We start from the raw sequence: 20,545 nt of genomic DNA on the forward strand, positions 1-20,545 counted from the left end.
CGATGGTTCGGTTGCTTAGTTGGCTGCCTTGACCCGGTCCAGAACGCCGCCTTCGATGGCTTCGAGACCCGCGGGAACCGGCGGATACCACTTGATGTTGTCGATCGCTTCGGGCGGGAAGCTGCTCTGGAACCGCGCCTTGAGCGCATCCGATGCAAATTCATCCGCACCTTGCGACGCGGTAAAGTTGCCCGCCGCCTCGGTGATCTTGGCCGACACCTCGGGGCGCATCACAAAGTTGATCCAGTCATAGGCCGCATCATCCGCCTTGCCCTTGGCGGGCAGCACAAAGGTATCGATCCACCCCAGGGCACCCGAGGCCGGCGCGACAAAGGTAATGTCGGGATTGTCGGCGTTCAGCTTCCAGCCGCCGGTATCCCAGGCCATCGCCGCCACCACCTCGCCGGACCGCACAAGACCCATCAACTCGTCACCGCCGCCCCAATATGTCTTGACGTTGGGCTTGCATTCGATCAGCGCGGTTTCGACCTGGGTCATGATGTTTTCATATTCCGCCGGATCGCCATAGGCGGCAAACGGGTCCATCCCCATCGCATAGGCAAAGCCGATCAGCGTCGGGCGCTTGAGCCGGTACGACACCTTGCCGGCAACATCATCGCCGCACAGGTCGGTGTAATCCTTGACCATCCCGGCCTTGGCCGTATCGAGCACCAGCCCGCTGGTGCCCCAGACATGCGGCACGCCATAGACATCATCGCCCACGGTGGTGTTGGCCTTGGTCGCGGCCAGCATCGAACCGATGAACTGCGCGGCGTCGATCCGGCTCAGGTCGATGGGTTTGTAAATGCCGAACTCGGCCTGGGGGCCGGCAATGCGGTCCTGGCTGGGCTGGGCAAGGTCGAACCCGCCGCCACCGGTGGCGCGCAGCTTGGCGATCATTTCCTCGTTGTTCGACAGGGTCACTTCGACCGTATGGCCGGTCTCGGCCTCGAACATCTCGATCACGTCATCGGGCGCGTACCCGCCCCAGGTCAGCAGACGCAGGGTGTCCGCCGACACCCCGCCCGCCAGTCCGCCGAACGAAAGCGCGACCGCCGCGCCGATCATCATCTTGTGTTTCATGTCATTCCCCTGTCTTGATTATGTGAATCACGGCCCGACACCTGCCAGTGCCGCGAAACAGTATTGCGACAGACATGCCGCCCCTGTTTTCGTTTTTGTTCCTTTTCACAGCAAACGCGCAACTTGCGGATGCTGTCAACACTCACCTGCCCCCTCCCGTCACGTGAACTTGCGAAAGAAGCGGGTGCGGTCAAACATCTCTTCCAGCGCCTCCATCCGGTCGCGGGTACTGTCCCATGTGCGCTCTTGCACGTCGGCGATCACCGTTTCCAGCATCAACAGCAGCGTCACCGATGAATCCCAGGCCGAAGGCACCACGATCCGCCCGCAAAACGAGCAATCCGCGAGGTCATGCACCGGCGAGCGCCATTGATCGGTGAACAGCACGATGACCGCCCCCCGTTCGCGCGCCATTTCGGCGAGCTTGAGGGTCGAGTTCTCGTAGCGGCGGACATCAAAGATCACCACCACGTCGCCCGCCTTCACATCCAGCAGGTAGTGCGGCCAGGCGTTCGAGATCGACTGGATATGGGTCACTTCCGCGCGCAGAACCTGCATATGCAGGAAAAAATGCTCGGCCAGCGACCGGGTGATGCGCCCGCCAACCACATAGACCGACCGCTCGGCATCGGCGAGCATGGCACAGCACCGCTCGAACATCTCAAGGTCGATCTGGGTCAGGGTCTGGCGGATATTGCCCATCACCGCATCGGTAAACCGGTTCAGGATATGCGCCTCGGGCGCGCGCTCGGACCAGATGTTGCGCTTGCTGATGGGGTCGGAAATCCGGGCCTCCAACTCGTCCCGCAGCGCCGCCTGAAACGCCGGAAAGCCGGGAAAGCCCAGTTTCTGCACCATGCGCACGACCGTCGGCGTCGACACCTCGGCATTCTGGGCAACCTGCGTGATCGAACTCAGGCCCGAGACCGGATAACCCTGCAACAGGGAATCGGCGAGCTGTTTCTCCGCCCGCGTGAGCGTATCGAATGCCGATTGCAACCGCTCCGCGATGGTTTCCGATGCCTCCGACACCCGTTGCGCCCTCCGTTTTGCTTACAATATCAACAGCCCGTCGCATCGTGAAGGAATTTTTTCAGACTTCGATTGACAGGGCGGCCCTCGGTGAAGAAAACTTTTCAAGTCAGAGGGAAGTGAACCGGTTTCGAACATGTCACCAACGGGCGCAATGGAAACGGCGGTGGCCGTGCATAATCGCGACGGGCACGGGCCGGCGCTGGTGGTGTGCGAACATGCCTCGAACCGGATACCCGCGCGGTATGACGGGCTTGGGTTGCCCGCGGGTCTGCTGGACAGTCATATCGCCTGGGATCCCGGTGCGCTGCCGGTGGCGCAAGGGATCAGCGCAGCACTTGATGCGCCGTTGGTCGCGGGGGGGCTCTCGCGCCTGCTTTTTGATTGCAACCGCCCGCCAGAGGCCCCGGATGCCATCCCCGCTCGCAGCGAAATTCACGACATCCCCGGCAATTGCACCCTGACACCTCGCGAACGTGAGGCCCGCATCGCCGGCATACACAACCCGTTCCGCGATGCGTTGCAAACGGTGCTGGCCGGGTTCGCGGCCCCGCCGGTGATCGTCACGGTCCACAGCTTTACCCCCGTCTATCGCGGCGTGCCGAGAGATGTGGAGATCGGACTGATCCATGACAGCGATGATCGCCTGACCGCCGCGATGATGGGCTGTGCCGGCGATCACACAGACCGCAGGCTGCGCGTGAACGACCCCTATGGGCCGCAAGACGGCGTGACCCACAGCCTGCGCGCCCATGCCCTGCCGATCAACGCCCCCAACGTGATGCTGGAAATACGCAACGACCTGATCCGTGACCTCCGGTCACAGGTGGCGATGGCATCCATGCTGGCCCGCTGGATCGCCGACGCCTGTACCGATCTGGGCGTGACCCTGCCCGTGGCGGCCCCCACATGATTGCCGCGCTAAGGGCTTATGTCCGCGTCATCGACGCGATCAATTACCGGATTGGCCGGGTCGTGATGTATGGCATTTTCGTGATGGTGGCGATCCTGCTGTGGTCGTCGCTCTCCAAGACGTTCAGCGTTCCGTCGCTGTGGACGCTGGAAATGGCGCAGTTCGCAATGGTCGCCTATTACATCCTTGGCGGCCCCTATTCGTTGCAACTTGGCTCCAACGTGCGCATGGACCTGCTCTATGGCGAGTGGAGCGACCGGCGCAAGGCATGGACCGATGCGATCACCGTGCTGTTCCTGATCTTCTACCTCGCAATCCTGCTGTGGGGAGGGATCGACAGCACGATCTATTCGTTCAAATACGGCGGCGAGCGCAGCCCGACGGCTTGGCGACCATATCTCTGGCCGATCAAGGTGATCATGATCACCGGTATCGCCCTGATGCTGCTTCAGGCCATCAGCGAACTGTTCAAGGACATCCTGCGCCTGTGCGGCGAGGACATGGGAGACAAGACCTGATGTCTTATGAACTGATCGCGGCGCTGATGTTCTCGACGATGATGCTGATGCTGCTCACCGGTCAGCGGGTGTTCGGGGCCATCGGCTTTGTCGCGGTGGTGGCGGCGCTGCTGCTCTGGGGCGACCGGGGCGGGTATGACCTCGGGTTCTCGGCGGCGATGAAGCTGATGAAATGGTACCCGCTGCTGACCCTGCCGATGTTCATCTTCATGGGCTACGTGCTCAGTGAATCGCGCATTGCCGATGATCTTTACAGGATGTTCCATGTCTGGATGGGCGGGTTATCCGGCGGCCTCGCGGTGGGCACCATCGGGTTGATGGTGCTGATCTCGGCGATGAACGGGCTGTCGGTTGCGGGCATGGCCATCGGGGCCACCATCGCGCTGCCGGAACTGCTGCGCCGCAATTATGACAAACGCATGGTGACCGGGGTGATCCAGGCGGGATCGTCTCTGGGCATTCTCGTGCCGCCCTCGGTTGTGCTGGTGCTTTACGCGATGATCGCGCGCCAGCCGGTTGGCCAGCTCTGGCTCGCGGGCGTGGTTCCGGGGCTGATGATGGCGGCGATGTTCATTCTCTATATCGTGGTCCGCTGCCGGATAAACCCGTCGCTTGGTCCGGTCCTGCCAGCCGAAGAGCGCGATATCCCGATGGGCGAGAAACTGCGCCTGCTGCGCGCGGGCCTGCTGCCGTTTGGTATCTTCTTTGCGATGATGATCCCTTTCGTCAATGGCTGGACCTCGCTTGTAGAAAGTTCGGCCATTGGTGCGATGACCGCGTTTGGCGCGGCGGTGCTCAAGGGGCGCATGACTCGCGAAGTGTTCGAGAATTCGGTGCGCAACACGCTTGGCATTTCCTGCATGTTCATGTGGATCATCCTTGCCGCGCTTGCCTTTGGCGCGGTGTTTGACGGGCTGGGCGCGGTCAAGGCCATCGAAAGCCTGTTCACCGAAAAGCTGGGCCTGAACCCGTGGGTGATCCTGATCCTGATGCAGCTCAGCTTTATCCTGATGGGCACGTTTCTGGACGACACCGCGATGCTGGTCATCGTGGCGCCGCTCTATGTGCCGCTGGTCGGCGAGTTGGGCTTTGATCTGATCTGGTACGGCGTGCTTTACACGATCACCACACAGATTGCCTACATGACGCCGCCCTTTGGCTATAACCTGTTCCTGATGCGCGCGATGGCACCACCCGAAATCTCACTTCGCGATATCTATGGATCGATCCTGCCTTTCGTGCTGGTGATGATCCTGGCGTTGACGTTGATCCTGTGTTTCCCGCAGATCGCTCTGTGGCTGCCAGATTACGTTTACGGCAAATAGCCCTCCGCCGAAGAGAGGGAAAACAACGACGACAACCAACAAGGAGAGAAGACATGACAACCAGACGTAAGTTCCTGACAACCTCGGCCCTTGGTGCAGCGGCCGCCCCGCTGGCCACTCCGGCGCTGGCACAATCCACGATCACGTGGCGGATGCAAACCTATGCCGGCCCGGCACTGGCCGCGCATGTGATCGACCCGGCGATCGAGATGTTCAACAAGATCGCCGGCGACCGGATGCAGATCGAACTGTTCTATGCCGATCAGCTGGTGCCCACGGGCGAGCTGTTTCAGGCGATGCAGCGCGGCACGATCGACGCGGTGCAATCGGATGACGACTCGATGGCTTCGCCCACCGAAGTCACGGTGTTTGGCGGCTATTTCCCGTTTGCTTCGCGCTACAGCCTTGATGTGCCGGTCCTGTTCAACCAGTACGGCCTGAACGAAATCTGGGACGCGGAATATTCCAAGGTCGGCGTCAAACATATCAGCGCCGGGTCATGGGATCCGTGCCATTTCGCGACCAAGGATCCGATCCGAAGCCTTGCGGATCTCAAGGGAAAACGCGTCTTCACCTTCCCCACCGCCGGGCGTTTCCTGGCTCAGTTTGGCGTGGTGCCGGTGACCCTGCCCTGGGAAGACATCGAGGTCGCGGTCCAGACCGGCGAACTTGACGGCATCGCGTGGTCAGGCATCACCGAAGACTACACCGTCGGCTGGGCCGACGTGACCAATTATTTCCTGACCAACAACATATCCGGTGCCTGGGCCGGGTCATTCTTTGCCAATATGGAGCGCTGGAACGAATTGCCCGAAGACCTGCAAACCCTGTTCCGGGTCTGCTGTGATCAATCGCATTACTACCGACAGTGGTGGTATTGGGGCGGCGAAGCCTCGCTGCGGGTGAATGGCGACAAGATGGAGCTGACCTCGATCCCCGACGCGGAATGGGCCACGGTGGAAGACGCCGCCCTGAAGTTCTGGGATGAAATCGCCGCCGAGTCCGAAACCAAGGCCAAGGTGGTCGAGATCTTCAAACAATATAACGCCGACATGCAAAAGGCCGGCCGCCCCTATCGCTATGGCTAGGCGCTGCCGATAGCGCGAACCGCGGCGGCCCCGGTTATGGATCGGGTCCGCCGCACCCAAGTGAACGACAAGAACAAGGGGCAGATCATGCCGGGATTGATGACATTCGAGGCGCTGAAAACGGCTGTGCAAGACGGCCGCGTCGATACGGTTCTGGCCTGTATCGTCGACATGCAGGGGCGCCTCATGGGCAAACGGTTTCATGCCCGGCATTTCATCGACAGCGCCTGGGAAGAGACCCATTGCTGCAATTACCTGCTGGCCACCGATCTCGAGATGGCCACGCCGGATGGCTACGCCAGCACCAGCTGGCAGACCGGCTATGGCGATTACGTCATGAAACCGGACCTGGGCACCATTCGCCCGATGCCTTGGCTGGACGGTACGGTCATGCTGCTGTGCGATGTGCTGGATCATCACGGCCATGCCCCGATCAGCCATTCGCCCCGCGCGATCCTCAAGGCCCAGATCGCTCGCTGCGAGGCACTGGGCCTTGCGCCGGTCATGGCGACAGAACTCGAATTCTTCCTGTTCGAGAAATCCTATGCCGAGATCGCCAGGGGCGGCTATCGCGACCTGACCCCGATCAGCGCCTATAACGAAGATTACAACATCCTGCAGACCAGCCGCGAGGAACATGTGTTGCGCCCCATACGCAACCATCTCTATGCCGCCGGCATCCCGGTTGAAAACTCCAAGGGCGAGGCCGAGGTTGGACAGGAAGAGCTGAACATCCGATATGCCGGGGCGCTGGACACGGCGGATCATCACACCATCGCCAAGCACGCGACCAAGGAAATCGCCGACCAACAGGGCCACGCCGCCAGTTTCCTGCCCAAGTGGCACCCCGACCGTGTCGGCAGCTCGGCGCATGTGCATCAATCGCTGTGGCGCGATGGTGAAAACGCCTTTTGCGATCCCAAAGGCGATCACGGCATGTCCGAGCTGATGCGGCAGTATATGGCCGGGCTGATCAAATACGCGCCCGACATGACCGTGTTCATGGCCCCTTATATCAACAGCTACAAACGCTTTTCCAAGGGCACCTTTGCCCCCACCAAGACGGTCTGGTCGGTCGACAACCGCACTGCCGGTTTCCGCCTGTGCGGCGCCGGTACCAAGGGCGTGCGGGTGGAATGCCGGATACCGGGATCGGATATGAACCCCTATCTGGCACAGGCCGCCATGCTTGCCGCCGGGCTTGCCGGGATCGAGGAAGCGCTTGCCCTGCAAGCCCCCACCACCGGCGATGTCTATGAAGCCGAACAGGCCAACGAGATCCCGCGCAGCCTTCCCGCGGCGCTGGATACCCTGCGCGGCTCCGCGATGCTGCGCGCGGCGATGGGGGACGAGGTGATCGACCATTATTGCCGCGCGGCGGAATGGGAGATCGAAGAGTTCGACAAGGCCATCACCGATTATGAAATTGCCCGGGGGTTCGAGCGGGCCTGATCCCGCCCCCCGCCCCTGCCTACGACTTCCGGAGATCCGAAATGAACGCTCAGGTGCAGTGTATCTCTCCCATTGACGGGCGCGTTTACGCGACGCGCGATTGTTTGACCCAGGCCCAGGCATCCGACGCGGCGGCGGCGGCCCGCGCGGCGCAAAAACCATGGGCTGCCCGCCCCCTGTCGGAACGGATCGACCTGGTCCTCAAGGGGGTCGCCAATATCGGCGCGATGAATGACGACATCGTACCCGAACTGGCCCACCAGATGGGTCGCCCGATCCGCTATGGTGGCGAGTTCGGCGGGTTCGAGGAACGCGCCACCCATATGGCCCGGATCGCCGAACAGGCGCTTGTCCCGATTGCAGTCGAGGACAGCGGCGATTTCAAACGCCACATCACCCGCGAGCCGCAGGGTGTCGTTCTGGTCATCGCGCCTTGGAATTATCCCTACATGACCGCGATCAACACGGTGGCCCCGGCGCTGATTGCGGGCAACAGCGTGGTTCTGAAACATGCAAGCCAGACCCTGTTGGTGGGCGAGCGCATGGCCAGGGCCTTTCACGCGGCGGGCATACCCGGGGACGTGTTTCAGAACCTGTTCCTGAGCCACGATACAACCTCGGCCCTGATCGGCGCGCGCGCCTTTGATTTCGTGAATTTCACCGGTTCTGTTTCCGGCGGGCGCGCCATTGAACGGGCGGCGGCGGGCACTTTCACCGGACTTGGACTTGAACTGGGCGGCAAGGATCCCGGATATGTGGCCGAGGATGCCGACCTTGATGCGGCGGTCGATACGCTGATCGATGGGGCGATGTTCAATTCCGGGCAATGCTGCTGCGGAATCGAGCGGCTCTATGTGCACCACTCGCGGTTTGATGCTTTCGTCGACAAGGCGGTGCAGATCGTCAGCGGCTATCGCCTGGGCGACCCGCTCGATCCTGATACCACGCTTGGCCCGATGGCACAGACCCGGTTCGCCGATCTCGTCCGCGAACAGACCAGCGAAGCGATCGCCGCCGGGGCAACCGCGCTGATCGATCCGGCCATGTTTTCCAATGACGGCGGGGCCTATCTCATGCCGCAGATCCTCATCAACGTGGACCACTCGATGCGGGTGATGCGCGAAGAGAGTTTCGGCCCGGTGGTCGGGATCATGCCGGTTGCCGACGATGCCGAGGCCATTGCCCTGATGAATGACAGCGACTATGGGCTGACCGCCTCGATCTGGACCGCCGATACCGCGCGCGCCGAGGCCATCGGGGCGCAGCTTGAAACCGGCACGGTCTTTATGAACCGCGCCGACTATCTCGATCCCGCGCTCTGCTGGACCGGCTGCAAGGATACCGGGCGCGGTGGCGGATTGTCGGTAATCGGCTATCATAACCTGACGCGACCCAAATCCTATCATCTGAGGAAACTGCCATGACTGCGACCGTGAACTGGTCATACCCCACCGCGATCCGATTTGGCGCGGGCCGTATCTCTGAACTGGCCGAAGCCTGCAAGGAGAGCGGGATCAAGCGCCCGCTGCTGGTCACCGACCGGGGCCTGTCGAACCTGCCGATCACCCAGCAGGCGCTGGATGTGCTGGATTCCTCCGGTCTGGGCCGGGCGATGTTCCATGACGTCGATCCCAACCCGAACGAGGTCAACCTCGCCGCCGGTGTTGCCGCCTATCGCGAAGGCGGCCATGACGGGGTGGTTGCCTTTGGCGGCGGCTCCGGGCTCGACCTGGGCAAGCTGGTGGCCTTCATGGCGGGGCAATCCCGCCCGGTCTGGGATTTCGAGGATGTCGGCGACTGGTGGAACCGCGCCGACACAGACGCCATCGCGCCGATCATCGCGGTTCCGACCACCGCCGGAACCGGTTCCGAAGTCGGGCGCGCCTCGGTTCTGACCAACTCGGACACTCACGAGAAAAAGATCATCTTCCATCCGAAAATCCTGCCAACCGTGGTCATCGCCGATCCCCGGCTGACCGTCGACATGCCGCGCGCGATCACCGCCGGCACCGGGATGGATGCCTTTGCCCATTGTCTCGAGGCCTTCTGTTCGCCGCATTACCATCCGATGAGCCAGGGCATCGCGCTGGAAGGAATGCGGCTGGTCAAGGAAAACCTGCCCGCCGCTTATGCCGACGGCACCGACCTGTCAGCCCGCGCGGAAATGATGAGCGCCGCGATGATGGGGGCCACCGCGTTCCAGAAGGGCCTTGGTGCCATTCACGCGCTGTCGCATCCGATCGGGGCCGTGTTCAACACCCATCACGGCACCACCAACGCGGTGGTGATGCAACCGGTTCTGCGTTTCAACCGGCCCGAGATCGAGGACCGGCTTGCAATGGCCGCCGCCTATCTTGGCATCAAGGGCGGCTTTGACGGCTTTTATGACTTTGTCGGCGATCTGACCAAGCGGCTGGGCATTCCGGCTACGCTGACCGAGCTGGGCGTGACCGACCCTGACATCGATGCGCTTGTCGCCTCGGCCCTCGCGGATCCCAGCACCGGCGGCAACCCGGTGACAATGACCGCCGAGAATACCCGCGCGCTGCTTCTGGAGTGTCTCTGACGCCACCAGCCGCCGCATGATCGCGACCGGAGCCAAACACGCCCGCCACCCGCGCACGGGTGGCGAAGCCTGTCACGACCGGCTGATCACGCGCCGATTTCCGCGTTGCATTTGCGGCTTTCCTCGATGGCCTTGAACGTCCCGTCGAGATTGATGATGAACGCGCCCTCGTGCTCGGGCATCACCACCATTTCGTATTTCTTCATGACATCGGTGACAAAATCGGCGTCATTGGAAACCACGTACCCGCCGGTATATCCATCGGCGAGATGTTTGCTCTTCTGCTGGGCCTCGCCCTCGTAAAGATCGCCATCAATTGCAATCAACAGCTTTTCCTTGCCACCCGTCAGGCCGATATCGGCCTTGGTAAACACCCCGATATAGCCAAGCGCGTGATCCGCAGTCAGCCCCATTTGCAGGACATTGCCCGCATCGTCCACCCGTTCCGCCAGACAGGAATTGCGCGTTTCGTCCTGATAGATCGTCCAGCCCTCGGTCTCACCCCATTTGGTGAAAACGCTGTCGCTGGAAGGCAGAACCCCGTCAGAGGCCAGCGCAGCCCCGGCGCTCAGGCAGAAGGCGGAACTGGCCACGATAACCATTCGAGAAAAAGTCATTGGAAACTCCATGAGATTTCATTCGGTCCATGACGCGGGATTGAATTCGGCTGGCATGTCTGAGCAGGCGCTTATTCATCTTATGCGTGAACCTGATTCACCATACTCGCCAGTTGCGTCACATTTGCAACATGACGCATCTGCGGTGAATTGAAAGGGCAAATGGGCGCACGAATTTCGGTTGGCACCCTTTCCCGACAAAGTTGTGGCCAAAAGAAAAACCCGAGGCCATGACACGGCCCCGGGTTTCCATTTCGGTTATCCGTGCCGCCCGGATCAGCCCTTGCCCTTCCACGGCACAAGCAACCGTTCCGCCCAGCGCATCAGGATGTCGATGCCAAAGCCGATGATGCCGATCAGGATGATGCCCATGATGACGATATCGGTATTCTGGAACTTGGACGCCACCATGATCATCATGCCCGCCCCCTTCTCAGCGGCAACCAGTTCGGCGGCAACCACGGTGCCCCAACACACGCCCATCGCAACCCGAGCGCCGGTAAAGATTTCCGGCAAGGAATTGGGCACGATCACGTAACGCATGATCTGGCTCTTGCTGGCACCAAGCGAATAGGCGGCGTGAACCTTGGAGATCTTGACGCCGGAAACACCCGACCGCGCCGCGATGGCCATGATCCAGAGAGCGGCGAGGAACAACAGAATGATCTTGCCGGTCTCGCCGATCCCCGCCCAAATGATCACCAGCGGAATCAGCGCAAGCGGCGGCACCGGCCGCATGAATTCGACGATCGGGTCGAACCAGCCGCGGAACCAATCCGACAGGCCCATGGCATAGCCAAGCGGAATGCCGACCAGGGCACCAAAGAAAAAGCCAACCACAACCCGGAACAGCGAATAACCCAGGTGCTCCCACAGGGTCGAGCCGCGGAACCCTTCCTTGGCGATTTCGACGACGCGCGTCACGACATCCTCTGGCGCGGGGAGCCAGATCGGTTCCATCTGCCAGCCCTTGGCGGGCTCGAAATTCAGCGTGCCCTTGGGGCTCATCCCGACGCGGCCATATTCGATCTCGACCTCGCCGCCCGGCGCAATCGGAGTGCCATTGACGGCGACGATCTCGGCGCCCTCGTCACGACCGAACTCGTCATTCCGGTCGACGCGGATCAAACCGCTTCGCCAGATGCCGATGGTGGCGGAATCGTTCTTGGCCCAGCCATCGCCGGGATCGACCTCGGGCGCGGTGGCCTCTTCGTCCACCGGATGCACCAGCACGGTCACCGTCGCGGTGTCGCGATCTCCGTCGGGCAGTTGCGCGGTATACTCAAAACTCGCCGTTCCCTCGAACGGGCCGGGCATGTGCAGGAATTTCGGCAACAACACCGATCCGGTGAACATGCCCCACAGCAGGAACAGCGACAGGACCGAGATGACGGAAGCCGCCCGGTTCGGGGTAACGGCGCTCTCGTCACCGAAAGTCACGGTCTTGAGCGACGTATAGTCGTTGCGGGCCGCGTGGTGGATCAGCTTGGTGACCACGAAATAGGACACCACAAAGATGGCAACATATATCAGCAGGGGGATCATGCGCTGGCCTCCGTGCGTCCCATGATTTCTTCTTCCATATCCCAGATCATGCCGAGAATTTCCTCGCGCTTGATCGCAAAGTCGGGGTGTTTCTTAACCTCGCGCAGGTCCTGCCCGACCCCGAGGTCTGCAAATGGCAGGCGATATTCCTTGTGAATACGGCCCGGACGCGGCGCCATGACCAGCAACCGCTCGCCCAACAGCAACGCTTCCTCGACCGAGTGGGTGATCAGGATGATGGTCTTGCCGGTCTCTTTCCACAGTTTCAGAACAAGCGACTGCATCTTTTCCCGTGTCAGCGCGTCGAGCGCACCCAGCGGTTCGTCCATCAGGATCACGTCGGGATCATTGGCAAGACAGCGCGCCAGGGCAACGCGCTGTTGCATGCCGCCGGACAATTCGTAAACCGCCTTTTCCTTGAAATCCTGCAAACCGACCACGTCCAATAGATGATCGACGGTTTCGTCCATGTCGTTCTTGGGCATGCCCTTCATACGCGGGCCGAACCCGACATTCTCGCGCACGCTCATCCATTCAAACAGCGCCCCCTGCTGGAATACCATGCCGCGTTCGGCATCGGGGCCGGTGACGGTGTGGCCGTTCATCACGATCTGCCCCTCGGTCGGAGCCAGAAAACCGGCGACGATATTCAGCAAGGTGGTCTTGCCACAGCCTGACGGGCCGAGCACCGACATCAATTCGCCCTGGTTCAGGTTCAGAGATACATCCTTGAGCGCCTGAACCGAACCGCCGTTCGGCAGCTCAAAGCGCATGGACAGGTTTTCGATGGCAAGTCCAGTCATGGGATAGGAGTCTTCCTTCTGGCTCTGGGGGCCGGTGCTGCCGGCAAGAATTGCGTGATCCGTGGCCGGACAGGCCGCGGGCCCGTTGCACCCCGACCCGGCACCGGCGCTTGGTCGGGCCTGCGCCCTGCGGAGCCGTCACCCGGTGATCGGGATCCCTCCGGCGACGGCGCCAATGGCCGGACGGATCGGAATTCGGAATGGGGCCCGGCGCGGGATTGCACCCGGCCCCGATGGCGGTCTTACGATCCGGACGCGGTCCCGAGCGGGCCGGTATTGACCGCGTTCTCATAGGTGTCCTTGGCGGCGTCGATGCTGCCCGAGGCCACGAAAACATCGGCGACCCCCTTCATGAAGCCCTGCGCACCGCCGCCGAGCCATTTGGCCGTCAGCTGTTCGTCGACCGTGGGGAACACGAAGGTTGCCATGGTTTCGGCCGTGGCTTCGACATCCATGCCCGCGTCCTTGGCAATCACCGGCAACATCTTGTCGCGATTGGCTTCATCCGCCCACATGGCGTTTGCATCGGCCGTGACCTTGAGGAACTTGGCAACCAGGTCCGAGTTTTCGGCAACCCAGCTGGCCGGGCCCGAGGTGACATCGAACACCAGGATACCCAGTTCTTCCTTTTCCGCACCGCTCAGCAGCACGTTGCCATGTTCGAGCATCCGGCGCAGCGAGCCACCCCAGCCACAGGCCATGTCAACGGCACCCTGCGCCAGCGCGGCGGCCCCATCGGGCGGCGCCATGTCGACGACTTCGAGGCTGTCGAGCGAGATCCCGAAGTGGTCCATCTGTTTCAGAAAGCCGTAATGCGCCGCCGTTCCAAGCGGCACCGCCACTTTCTTGCCCGCCAGTTCGCTGGCCGATTCCTTGTCGATCTCGTGATCGGAATGCACCACGCAATTGTCATTCTCGGAATAGGTGATCGCCACGTCGAGCGCCTGAAGATCCTGCCCGGCGCTGACCGCGACGACAAAGGGCGGAACCCCCTGGCTGACACTCAGCTGCACGTCGCCGGATGCCATGGCCGCGCTCATCGCGGTGCCGGTATCAAAGCTGACCCAGTTGACGGTCACACCCATCTCTTCGTCATAGGTGCCCATGACCTTGGCGTATTCGAACGGCATCGGCCATTCGAGGAAATATCCGACGGTGATTTCATCGGCGCTCGCGGCCTGTGCCGCGCTGATCGCCATCACCCCGGCCACGGCACCCATCAGTCTGGACTTCAATTTCATGCAATGTCTCCCGGTTGTCTGCCAGATCGGCAGATTTTCGATTTCGGGCGGTCGACCGCCTCTCGTGTAGCGCCATCCGCGATCACGCGGAACTGGCCCCTGACCTCATTCGGAACGCAATTCCCGCCGCCGATCAATGGTTTTATGTGCAACTGACAAACATTGTGGCAATGGTCAGAGTCACGCCCACCCCCGAGCCGATCGATTTTGCCCAATGGTTTCAAACGGCTATCCGATTTTTACCGGGTGACGGGCGATTTTCTGAGCTTGTTTTGGACTTAGGCTGTGACCATAACTGGCCCTACGAACTGCTTTCGATTTGCGCTCATGCTGGGTGAATGGCGACTCTGGCAATAATGGCCAGCCTTGTCGTGCGCACCTCTTTGTATCCTGAAAGGACATGCCATGGACGGTACGTTCAACGAAAATGACATTTCTCGCGTTGTCGAGGCCGACAAGGCGCATATCTGGCATCACCTGAGCCAGCACAAGCCCTATGAAACGACCGACCCCAAGATCATCGTCGAGGGCAAGGGCATGCGCGTCTGGGACCAGAACGGCAAGGAGCATCTTGACGCGGTGTCCGGCGGCGTCTGGACCGTCAATGTCGGCTATGGCCGCGAATCCATCGCCAATGCCGTGCGCGACCAGCTGATCAAGCTGAACTATTTCGCCGGGTCCGCGGGGTCGATCCCCGGTGCCATGTTCGCCGAAAAGCTGATCGACAAGATGCCGGGCATGAGCCGGGTCTATTACTGCAACTCAGGCTCCGAAGCCAACGAGAAGGCGTTCAAGATGGTGCGCCAGATCGCGCACAAGAAATACGGCGGCAAAAAGCACAAGATCCTGTATCGCGAGCGCGACTATCACGGCACCACCATCAGCTGCCTGTCCGCTGGCGGCCAGGACGAGCGCAACGCGCAATACGGGCCGTTCACGCCCGGTTTCGTGCGGGTGCCCCATTGCCTGGAATACCGCGCCTACGAGCAGGAGGGCGCGCCGGCCGAGAACTACGGTCTCTGGGCCGCCGACCAGATCGAAGCCGCGATCCTGCGCGAGGGCCCCGATACGGTTGCGTCCCTGTGTCTTGAACCCATCACCGCCGGTGGCGGCGTCATCACCCCGCCCAGCGGCTACTGGGAACGGGTGCAGGACATCTGCGAGAAATACGACATCCTGCTGCATATCGACGAGGTCGTCTGTGGCGTCGGACGCACCGGGACATGGTTCGGCTATCAGCATTTCGGCGTCAAACCCGACATGGTGACGATGGCCAAGGGCGTGGCCTCGGGCTATGCGGCGATTGCCTGCCTCGTGACCAACGAAGGCGTGTTCGACAAGTTCAAGACCAATGCCGACGACCCGCTGGACTATTTCCGCGATATCTCGACCTTTGGCGGCTGTACCGCCGGGCCGGCGGCGGCGATGGAGAACCTGCGCATCATCCAGGACGAGGACCTGCTCGACAATACCACCCGCATGGGCGAACGGATGATGGGCAACCTGAACGCGCTGATGGACAAGCACGCGGTCATCGGCGACGTGCGCGGCAAGGGCCTGTTCCTTGGTGCCGAACTGGTGCAGGACCGTGAAAGCCGTGCGCCCATGGCCGAAAAGCAGGTCCAGGCGGTGGTCGCCGACTGTATGGCGCAGGGCGTCATCATCGGCATGACCAACCGTTCGGTTCCGGGCTATAACAACACGCTGTGTTTCTCGCCCGCGCTGATCGCCGGCGCGGACGACATCGACCAGATCACCGATGCGGTCGACGGCGCATTGGGCCGGGTCTTTGGCTGATTGAAACCGCACCGGCGCGGGGTTGTCCTGCGCCGGTGCTGCACTTGGGAGCCAATGCGCGGCGGCGTGCGTTCCCGGAAATGTCTTTGCCCGCATCCCAAGCTGTGCAGAATGGCCGCATACCCCTGCCCGCAAAGGATGCCGCCATGCAAGCCCCCGACACCTCGCCCGACCGCGCGTTTTCCCGGCTGCAAACGGCGCTTGCCGCGCTCGATCAGGCGATGATCGAACTGGACGAGGTGCAAAAGAAATTCGACTCGGTCAGCAGCCGCATCGACACCCTGCTGGTCAACACCGCGAAATCGCCATCGGCGAATCTCGGGGCCAACCTGCGTTCGCTCAATGCCCGCAGCGAGGTTCTGCGCAAGGCGCTCGACCGCGCGCGCCGCAACTTTGCCAGCGCCCGCAAGGGGTATCATCAGGCGTCGCAGGCCTATTCCAGCAAACACGGGCAACACGCCGACGCGCTTGGCGCGGCGCGGATGGACATTGCCGATGCCGAGCGCTGCAAGGGGGCGATGTCGCGCAGCCTGCTGGCGCTGTTCGATACCCTGAGCCAAGGGGCGCGGGACAAGGGGCCGGGGCATGGCGGCCCGGCGCTTGATCCGGCGCGGTTTCTCGACCTGCTGATCGTGCTGGAGCGCACCCTGTCGCTTGACCCGGATTACGACGATCCCGCCCTGCGCCACCGCCCGGTTGATTTTCTCGAGATCGGCTGTGGCAACGGGCAAAACCTCGCGCTGCTGAACATCTGCGACGTGCTTGCAACCGACCGCATCACCGGGATCGACACCGACGCCCCCCTGATCGCAAGCGCAAAGACGGCCTTCGGGCTTGAAGGCCAACTCGCCGTTGCCGATCCGATGGCGCATGACTATTCTGGTCATGACGTGATCTTCTGTTTCCGTCCCTTTCAGAACCCGGAGCAGATGCGGCAGCTTGAAACCCGGCTGGTCGCCTCGATGCGGCAATCCGCCTACCTGATCGCGGTGCAGCCCGACGACCTGTCGCGTTTCCCCGAACTGGAATGCGTGTCGGGCATCCATGGCATCTGGAAAAAGACCGGTGGGCGAAACATCCCCGACTAAGTCCAGATTGCAAGCGCCCTAGGTCCAGCCTATCCTGTGGCATGGCAATCTCGGTCGATACATTCTTTCTGAATCCGGAGGCGCAGGGCACCTTGCAGGCGCAGATCCAGCAGGTTGTCGCCGAGGGCATCCTGTCGGGCCGGTTTCACCGGGGTGAAAAGCTCCCCTCCTCGCGCAAGCTGGCCAGGCATCTGGGTGTCAGCCGCATCACCGTGACGCTTGCCTATACCGAGCTGCTGGCCAATGATTACCTGACCTCGCGCGGGCGGTCGGGCTATTTCGTGTCCGACAATGCCCCGGTGCCGCCGGTCTATGCGCCGTCGCACCGCACGCAGGACCGGGTCGACTGGTCCCGCGCCTTTTGCCGGACCTTCACCGGCGGGGACACCCCGCAGAAACCGGCCGACTGGCACAGCTATCGCTATCCCTTTATCTACGGGCAGGCGGACCCAACCCTGTTTGACCATGCCAATTGGCGGCTCTGCGCGCTGCGCGCCCTGGGGCAAAAGGACTTCACATCGTTGACCGGCGACTATTACGACCGGGACGATCCGTTGCTGGTGGAATTCATCGCGCGCCACACCCTGCCCCGGCGCGGCATCGCGGCGCGGCCCGAGCAGATCCTGATCACGATGGGGGCACAGAACGCGCTCTGGCTGACGGCACAGATCTTGCTCGACCCGACCCGCAAGGCGGCGGTGGAAAACCCCTGTTACCACGCGCTGCGCGACATCCTGCGGCAATCGGGGTGCCGGATGGACCCCTTGCGGGTGGATGCGGACGGGCTGCCCCCGGACGAGTTGCCCGACGATACCGACGTGATCTTTACCACGCCCAGCCACCAGTCACCGACCACCGCAACCATGCCGCTGGCCCGGCGGCGCGCCCTGCTTGACCGGGCACGTGATCTGGATGCGCTGATTGTCGAGGATGATTACGAATTCGAACTGTCCTTTCTCGCCGCGCCTTCCCCCTCGCTCAAATCGCTGGATCGCGACGGGCGGGTGATCTATGTGGGCAGCTTTTCCAAATCGCTCTGCCCCGGGCTGCGGCTTGGCTATATCGTCGGCTCGGAACCGTTCATCCGACAGGCCCGCGCCCTGCGCGCCAGCGTATTGCGTCACCCGCCGGGCCACCTGCAACGCACCGCCGCCTATTTTCTCAGCCTCGGACATTTCGACGCCCAGATCCGCCGCATGTCCAAGGCGCTGCACGAGCGCAGACAGGTGATTGAACACGCGGTGAACGATCACGGCCTGACCATCGCCGGGCGCGGGGTCTATGGCGGCTCGTCCCTGTGGATGCGTGCCCGGCCCGGCACAGACATGACTGCGGTGGCACAGCAGCTTGCCCGCGACGGCGTGGTGATCGAGCCCGGTGCCCCGTTTTTTGCCGGCTTCGAGCAACCGCGCAACCATTACCGGCTGGGCTATTCCTCGATCCCCGCGAGCCGGATTCCAACCGGAATCGAGCTGATCGCGCGGGCGTTGGCGGGGTGAATCCCACTGGACATAAACCGGGCACCAATCTGGACCTAACCGGCCCTCCGCGCGGTCCTTAACATCCGCAACCAAGCTGGCACCCGATGCCGTGATCCTGCCACCCCGGAGAATGTTCCAAATGAAGATGACCACCGAAGAATGTTTTGTCAAAACGCTGCAAATGCACGGCATCGAGCATGCGTTTGGCATTATCGGCTCGGCCATGATGCCGATTTCCGACCTGTTCCCCAAGGCCGGGATCACCTTCTGGGATTGCGCCCACGAAGGCAGCGCCGGAATGATGGCAGATGGCTATACCCGCGCCACCGGCAAGATGAGCATGATGATCGCCCAGAACGGCCCCGGCATCACCAATTTCGTCACCGCCGTGAAAACCGCCTATTGGAATCACACGCCGCTGTTGCTGGTGACGCCGCAGGCCGCCAACAAGACCATCGGCCAGGGCGGGTTTCAGGAAGTCGAACAGATGAAACTGTTCGAGGACATGGTTGCCTATCAGGAAGAGGTGCGCGACCCCTCGCGCGTGGCCGAGGTGCTGACCCGTGTGATCGCACAGGCCAAGCGCCTGTCCGCCCCGGCCCAATTGAACATCCCGCGCGACATGTGGACCCAGGTTGTCGATATCGAGATTCCGGAACCGATCGAATTCGAACGCTCGCCGGGCGGTGAAAACTCGGTTGCCGAGGCTGCCCGCCTGCTGAGCGCGGCGAAGAACCCGGTGATCCTGAACGGCGCCGGCGTGGTGCTGGCCAAGGGCGGGATCGAGGCGTCGCGCCTGCTTGCCGAACGGCTGGATGCACCGGTCTGCGTCGGCTACCAGCATAACGACGCCTTTCCGGGCAATCACCCGCTGTTTGCCGGGCCGCTGGGTTACAACGGCTCCAAGGCGGGCATGGACCTGATCCGCGAGGCGGATGTGGTGTTGTGCCTTGGCACCCGGTTGAACCCGTTCTCGACCCTGCCGGGCTATGGCATGGAATACTGGCCCGCCGACGCCCGGATCATCCAGGTCGATATCAACCCGGACCGGATCGGCCTGACCAAGAAGGTCAGCGTCGGGATCGTCGGCGACGCCGCCAAGGTTGCCTCGGGCATCCTTGCACAGCTGTCCGACGATGCGGGCGACGCGGGGCGGGCCGGGCGCAAGGCGCGGATCGCGGAAATCAAATCCCGCTGGGCCCAGCAATTGTCGTCGATGGATCACGAAGATGACGATCCCGGCACCAGCTGGAACGAACGCGCCCGCGCCGACAAGCCCGACTGGATGAGCCCGCGCATGGCGTGGCGCGCGATCCAGTCCGCCCTGCCCGCCGACGCGATCATCAGCTCGGATATCGGCAACAACTGTGCCATCGGCAATGCCTATCCGTCGTTTGAAAAGGGCCGCAAGTACCTCGCGCCCGGCCTGTTCGGACCCTGCGGCTATGGCCTGCCGGCGGTGGTCGGCGCCAAGATCGGATGCCCGGACGTGCCGGTGGTCGGCTTCTCGGGCGATGGCGCCTTTGGCATCGCGGTCAACGAACTGACCGCCATTGGCCGCAAGGAATGGCCCGCCGTGACCCAGGTGGTGTTCCGCAACTATCAGTGGGGCGCGGAAAAGCGCAATTCGACGCTGTGGTTCGATGACAATTTCGTCGGCACCGAGCTCGACACCCAGGTGTCCTATGCCGGTATTGCCAAGTCCTGTGGTCTCAAGGGCGTGGTGGCGCGCACCATGGAGGAGCTGACCGAGGCGCTGAACCAGGCGATGATCGATCAGAAGGCGGGCATCACCACCCTGATCGAAGCAATGATCAACCAGGAACTGGGCGAGCCGTTCCGCCGCGACGCGATGAAAAAACCGGTGGAAGTCGCCGGGATCAATGCGCAGGACATGCGGCCCCAGACCGTATGATCGCATCCCGCGCCATCGGCACGGCCCCGGATTTCCCCAGGGAACTCCGGGTAGCGGCGTGATGCGGATGGCCGCAGGAAA

At 62.2% G+C, this 20,545-nt stretch carries 17 protein-coding genes; 11 read left to right on the forward strand and 6 right to left on the reverse strand.

Annotation, left to right across the window (positions count from 1 at the left end; translation table 11 throughout):
* Positions 1-15: 15 nt before the first annotated feature.
* Both ACP15R_RS06770 and ACP15R_RS06775 read right to left on the reverse strand, forming a co-directional pair.
* Complete coding sequence (locus ACP15R_RS06770) at positions 16-1,083, reverse strand: extracellular solute-binding protein (RefSeq protein ID WP_424985631.1); 1,068 nt, start codon at positions 1,081-1,083, stop codon at positions 16-18.
* A gap of 159 nt (positions 1,084-1,242) precedes the next feature.
* Positions 1,243-2,115 (reverse strand): MurR/RpiR family transcriptional regulator, encoded by an 873-nt coding sequence (locus tag ACP15R_RS06775; protein ID WP_424985632.1) that lies wholly within the window; start codon positions 2,113-2,115, stop codon positions 1,243-1,245.
* A gap of 136 nt (positions 2,116-2,251) precedes the next feature.
* On the opposite strand from ACP15R_RS06775, the gene ACP15R_RS06780 reads away from it, so the two are divergent.
* From ACP15R_RS06780 to ACP15R_RS06810, 7 genes are read left to right on the forward strand one after another with little or no spacing between them, the layout of a single operon-like run.
* Complete coding sequence (locus ACP15R_RS06780) at positions 2,252-3,028, forward strand: N-formylglutamate amidohydrolase (protein WP_424985633.1); 777 nt, start codon at positions 2,252-2,254, stop codon at positions 3,026-3,028.
* A complete protein-coding gene (locus tag ACP15R_RS06785; protein WP_424985634.1) occupies positions 3,025-3,546 on the forward strand; it encodes a TRAP transporter small permease subunit in 522 nt (173 codons plus the stop codon). The genes ACP15R_RS06780 and ACP15R_RS06785 overlap by 4 nt, the downstream gene beginning before the upstream one ends.
* Positions 3,546-4,871: a TRAP transporter large permease gene (locus ACP15R_RS06790; RefSeq protein WP_424985635.1), complete on the forward strand. Its 1,326-nt coding sequence runs from the start codon at positions 3,546-3,548 to the stop codon at positions 4,869-4,871. The genes ACP15R_RS06785 and ACP15R_RS06790 overlap by 1 nt, the downstream gene beginning before the upstream one ends.
* A gap of 53 nt (positions 4,872-4,924) precedes the next feature.
* Positions 4,925-5,959 (forward strand): TRAP transporter substrate-binding protein, encoded by a 1,035-nt coding sequence (locus ACP15R_RS06795; RefSeq protein ID WP_424985636.1) that lies wholly within the window; start codon positions 4,925-4,927, stop codon positions 5,957-5,959.
* Positions 5,960-5,995: 36 nt separating this feature from the next.
* A complete protein-coding gene (locus ACP15R_RS06800; RefSeq protein WP_424985637.1) occupies positions 5,996-7,411 on the forward strand; it encodes a glutamine synthetase family protein in 1,416 nt (471 codons plus the stop codon).
* A gap of 41 nt (positions 7,412-7,452) precedes the next feature.
* On the forward strand, positions 7,453-8,835 hold the full coding sequence (locus ACP15R_RS06805; RefSeq protein WP_424985638.1) for an aldehyde dehydrogenase family protein: 1,383 nt from the start codon (positions 7,453-7,455) through the stop codon (positions 8,833-8,835).
* The gene (locus ACP15R_RS06810; RefSeq protein ID WP_424985639.1) at positions 8,832-9,977 is read left to right on the forward strand and encodes an iron-containing alcohol dehydrogenase; all 1,146 of its coding nucleotides are present in this window, start codon (positions 8,832-8,834) and stop codon (positions 9,975-9,977) included. The genes ACP15R_RS06805 and ACP15R_RS06810 overlap by 4 nt, the downstream gene beginning before the upstream one ends.
* Before the next feature lie 86 nt (positions 9,978-10,063).
* Here ACP15R_RS06810 and ACP15R_RS06815 read toward each other — a convergent pair whose 3' ends face one another.
* The 4 genes from ACP15R_RS06815 to ACP15R_RS06830 form a co-directional block, all read right to left on the reverse strand.
* Positions 10,064-10,594 carry a hypothetical protein gene (locus ACP15R_RS06815; RefSeq protein ID WP_424985640.1) on the reverse strand — a complete coding sequence of 177 codons (531 nt, stop codon included), beginning with the start codon at positions 10,592-10,594 and terminating at the stop codon, positions 10,064-10,066.
* A 276-nt stretch (positions 10,595-10,870) separates the two neighbouring features.
* On the reverse strand, positions 10,871-12,139 hold the full coding sequence (locus ACP15R_RS06820) for an ABC transporter permease (protein WP_424985641.1): 1,269 nt from the start codon (positions 12,137-12,139) through the stop codon (positions 10,871-10,873).
* On the reverse strand, positions 12,136-12,942 hold the full coding sequence (locus tag ACP15R_RS06825; RefSeq protein ID WP_424985642.1) for a taurine ABC transporter ATP-binding protein: 807 nt from the start codon (positions 12,940-12,942) through the stop codon (positions 12,136-12,138). The genes ACP15R_RS06820 and ACP15R_RS06825 overlap by 4 nt, the downstream gene beginning before the upstream one ends.
* A 242-nt stretch (positions 12,943-13,184) precedes the next feature.
* On the reverse strand, positions 13,185-14,183 hold the full coding sequence (locus ACP15R_RS06830) for an ABC transporter substrate-binding protein (protein ID WP_424985643.1): 999 nt from the start codon (positions 14,181-14,183) through the stop codon (positions 13,185-13,187).
* Between the two features lie 405 nt (positions 14,184-14,588).
* Here ACP15R_RS06830 and ACP15R_RS06835 point away from each other — a divergent pair, with 405 nt between their 5' ends.
* From ACP15R_RS06835 to xsc, 4 genes are all read left to right on the forward strand, one after another.
* Entirely contained in the window at positions 14,589-15,980 is a 1,392-nt protein-coding gene (locus tag ACP15R_RS06835) for an aspartate aminotransferase family protein (protein ID WP_424985644.1), read from the forward strand.
* A gap of 146 nt (positions 15,981-16,126) precedes the next feature.
* Complete coding sequence (locus ACP15R_RS06840; protein WP_424985645.1) at positions 16,127-17,068, forward strand: hypothetical protein; 942 nt, start codon at positions 16,127-16,129, stop codon at positions 17,066-17,068.
* A 41-nt stretch (positions 17,069-17,109) separates the two neighbouring features.
* Positions 17,110-18,567 carry a PLP-dependent aminotransferase family protein gene (locus tag ACP15R_RS06845; protein ID WP_424985646.1) on the forward strand — a complete coding sequence of 486 codons (1,458 nt, stop codon included), beginning with the start codon at positions 17,110-17,112 and terminating at the stop codon, positions 18,565-18,567.
* Positions 18,568-18,688: 121 nt separating this feature from the next.
* The gene (gene xsc / locus ACP15R_RS06850; protein ID WP_424985647.1) at positions 18,689-20,464 is read left to right on the forward strand and encodes a sulfoacetaldehyde acetyltransferase; all 1,776 of its coding nucleotides are present in this window, start codon (positions 18,689-18,691) and stop codon (positions 20,462-20,464) included.
* Positions 20,465-20,545: the final 81 nt, after the last annotated feature.

This window comes from Microbulbifer sp. S227A (assembly GCF_049800935.1).

Coding starts and splice junctions, on each gene's coding strand:
- ACP15R_RS06845 (WP_424985646.1), top strand. CDS start 17,110: ATGGCAATCTCGGTCGATACATTCTTTCTGAATCCGGAGGCGCAGGGC.
- ACP15R_RS06795 (WP_424985636.1), top strand. CDS start 4,925: ATGACAACCAGACGTAAGTTCCTGACAACCTCGGCCCTTGGTGCAGCG.
- ACP15R_RS06770 (WP_424985631.1), bottom strand. CDS start 1,083: ATGAAACACAAGATGATGATCGGCGCGGCGGTCGCGCTTTCGTTCGGC.
- xsc (WP_424985647.1), top strand. CDS start 18,689: ATGAAGATGACCACCGAAGAATGTTTTGTCAAAACGCTGCAAATGCAC.
- ACP15R_RS06825 (WP_424985642.1), bottom strand. CDS start 12,942: ATGACTGGACTTGCCATCGAAAACCTGTCCATGCGCTTTGAGCTGCCG.
- ACP15R_RS06835 (WP_424985644.1), top strand. CDS start 14,589: ATGGACGGTACGTTCAACGAAAATGACATTTCTCGCGTTGTCGAGGCC.
- ACP15R_RS06840 (WP_424985645.1), top strand. CDS start 16,127: ATGCAAGCCCCCGACACCTCGCCCGACCGCGCGTTTTCCCGGCTGCAA.
- ACP15R_RS06820 (WP_424985641.1), bottom strand. CDS start 12,139: ATGATCCCCCTGCTGATATATGTTGCCATCTTTGTGGTGTCCTATTTC.
- ACP15R_RS06830 (WP_424985643.1), bottom strand. CDS start 14,183: ATGAAATTGAAGTCCAGACTGATGGGTGCCGTGGCCGGGGTGATGGCG.
- ACP15R_RS06800 (WP_424985637.1), top strand. CDS start 5,996: ATGGATCGGGTCCGCCGCACCCAAGTGAACGACAAGAACAAGGGGCAG.
- ACP15R_RS06780 (WP_424985633.1), top strand. CDS start 2,252: ATGTCACCAACGGGCGCAATGGAAACGGCGGTGGCCGTGCATAATCGC.
- ACP15R_RS06815 (WP_424985640.1), bottom strand. CDS start 10,594: ATGACTTTTTCTCGAATGGTTATCGTGGCCAGTTCCGCCTTCTGCCTG.
- ACP15R_RS06810 (WP_424985639.1), top strand. CDS start 8,832: ATGACTGCGACCGTGAACTGGTCATACCCCACCGCGATCCGATTTGGC.
- ACP15R_RS06805 (WP_424985638.1), top strand. CDS start 7,453: ATGAACGCTCAGGTGCAGTGTATCTCTCCCATTGACGGGCGCGTTTAC.
- ACP15R_RS06785 (WP_424985634.1), top strand. CDS start 3,025: ATGATTGCCGCGCTAAGGGCTTATGTCCGCGTCATCGACGCGATCAAT.
- ACP15R_RS06790 (WP_424985635.1), top strand. CDS start 3,546: ATGTCTTATGAACTGATCGCGGCGCTGATGTTCTCGACGATGATGCTG.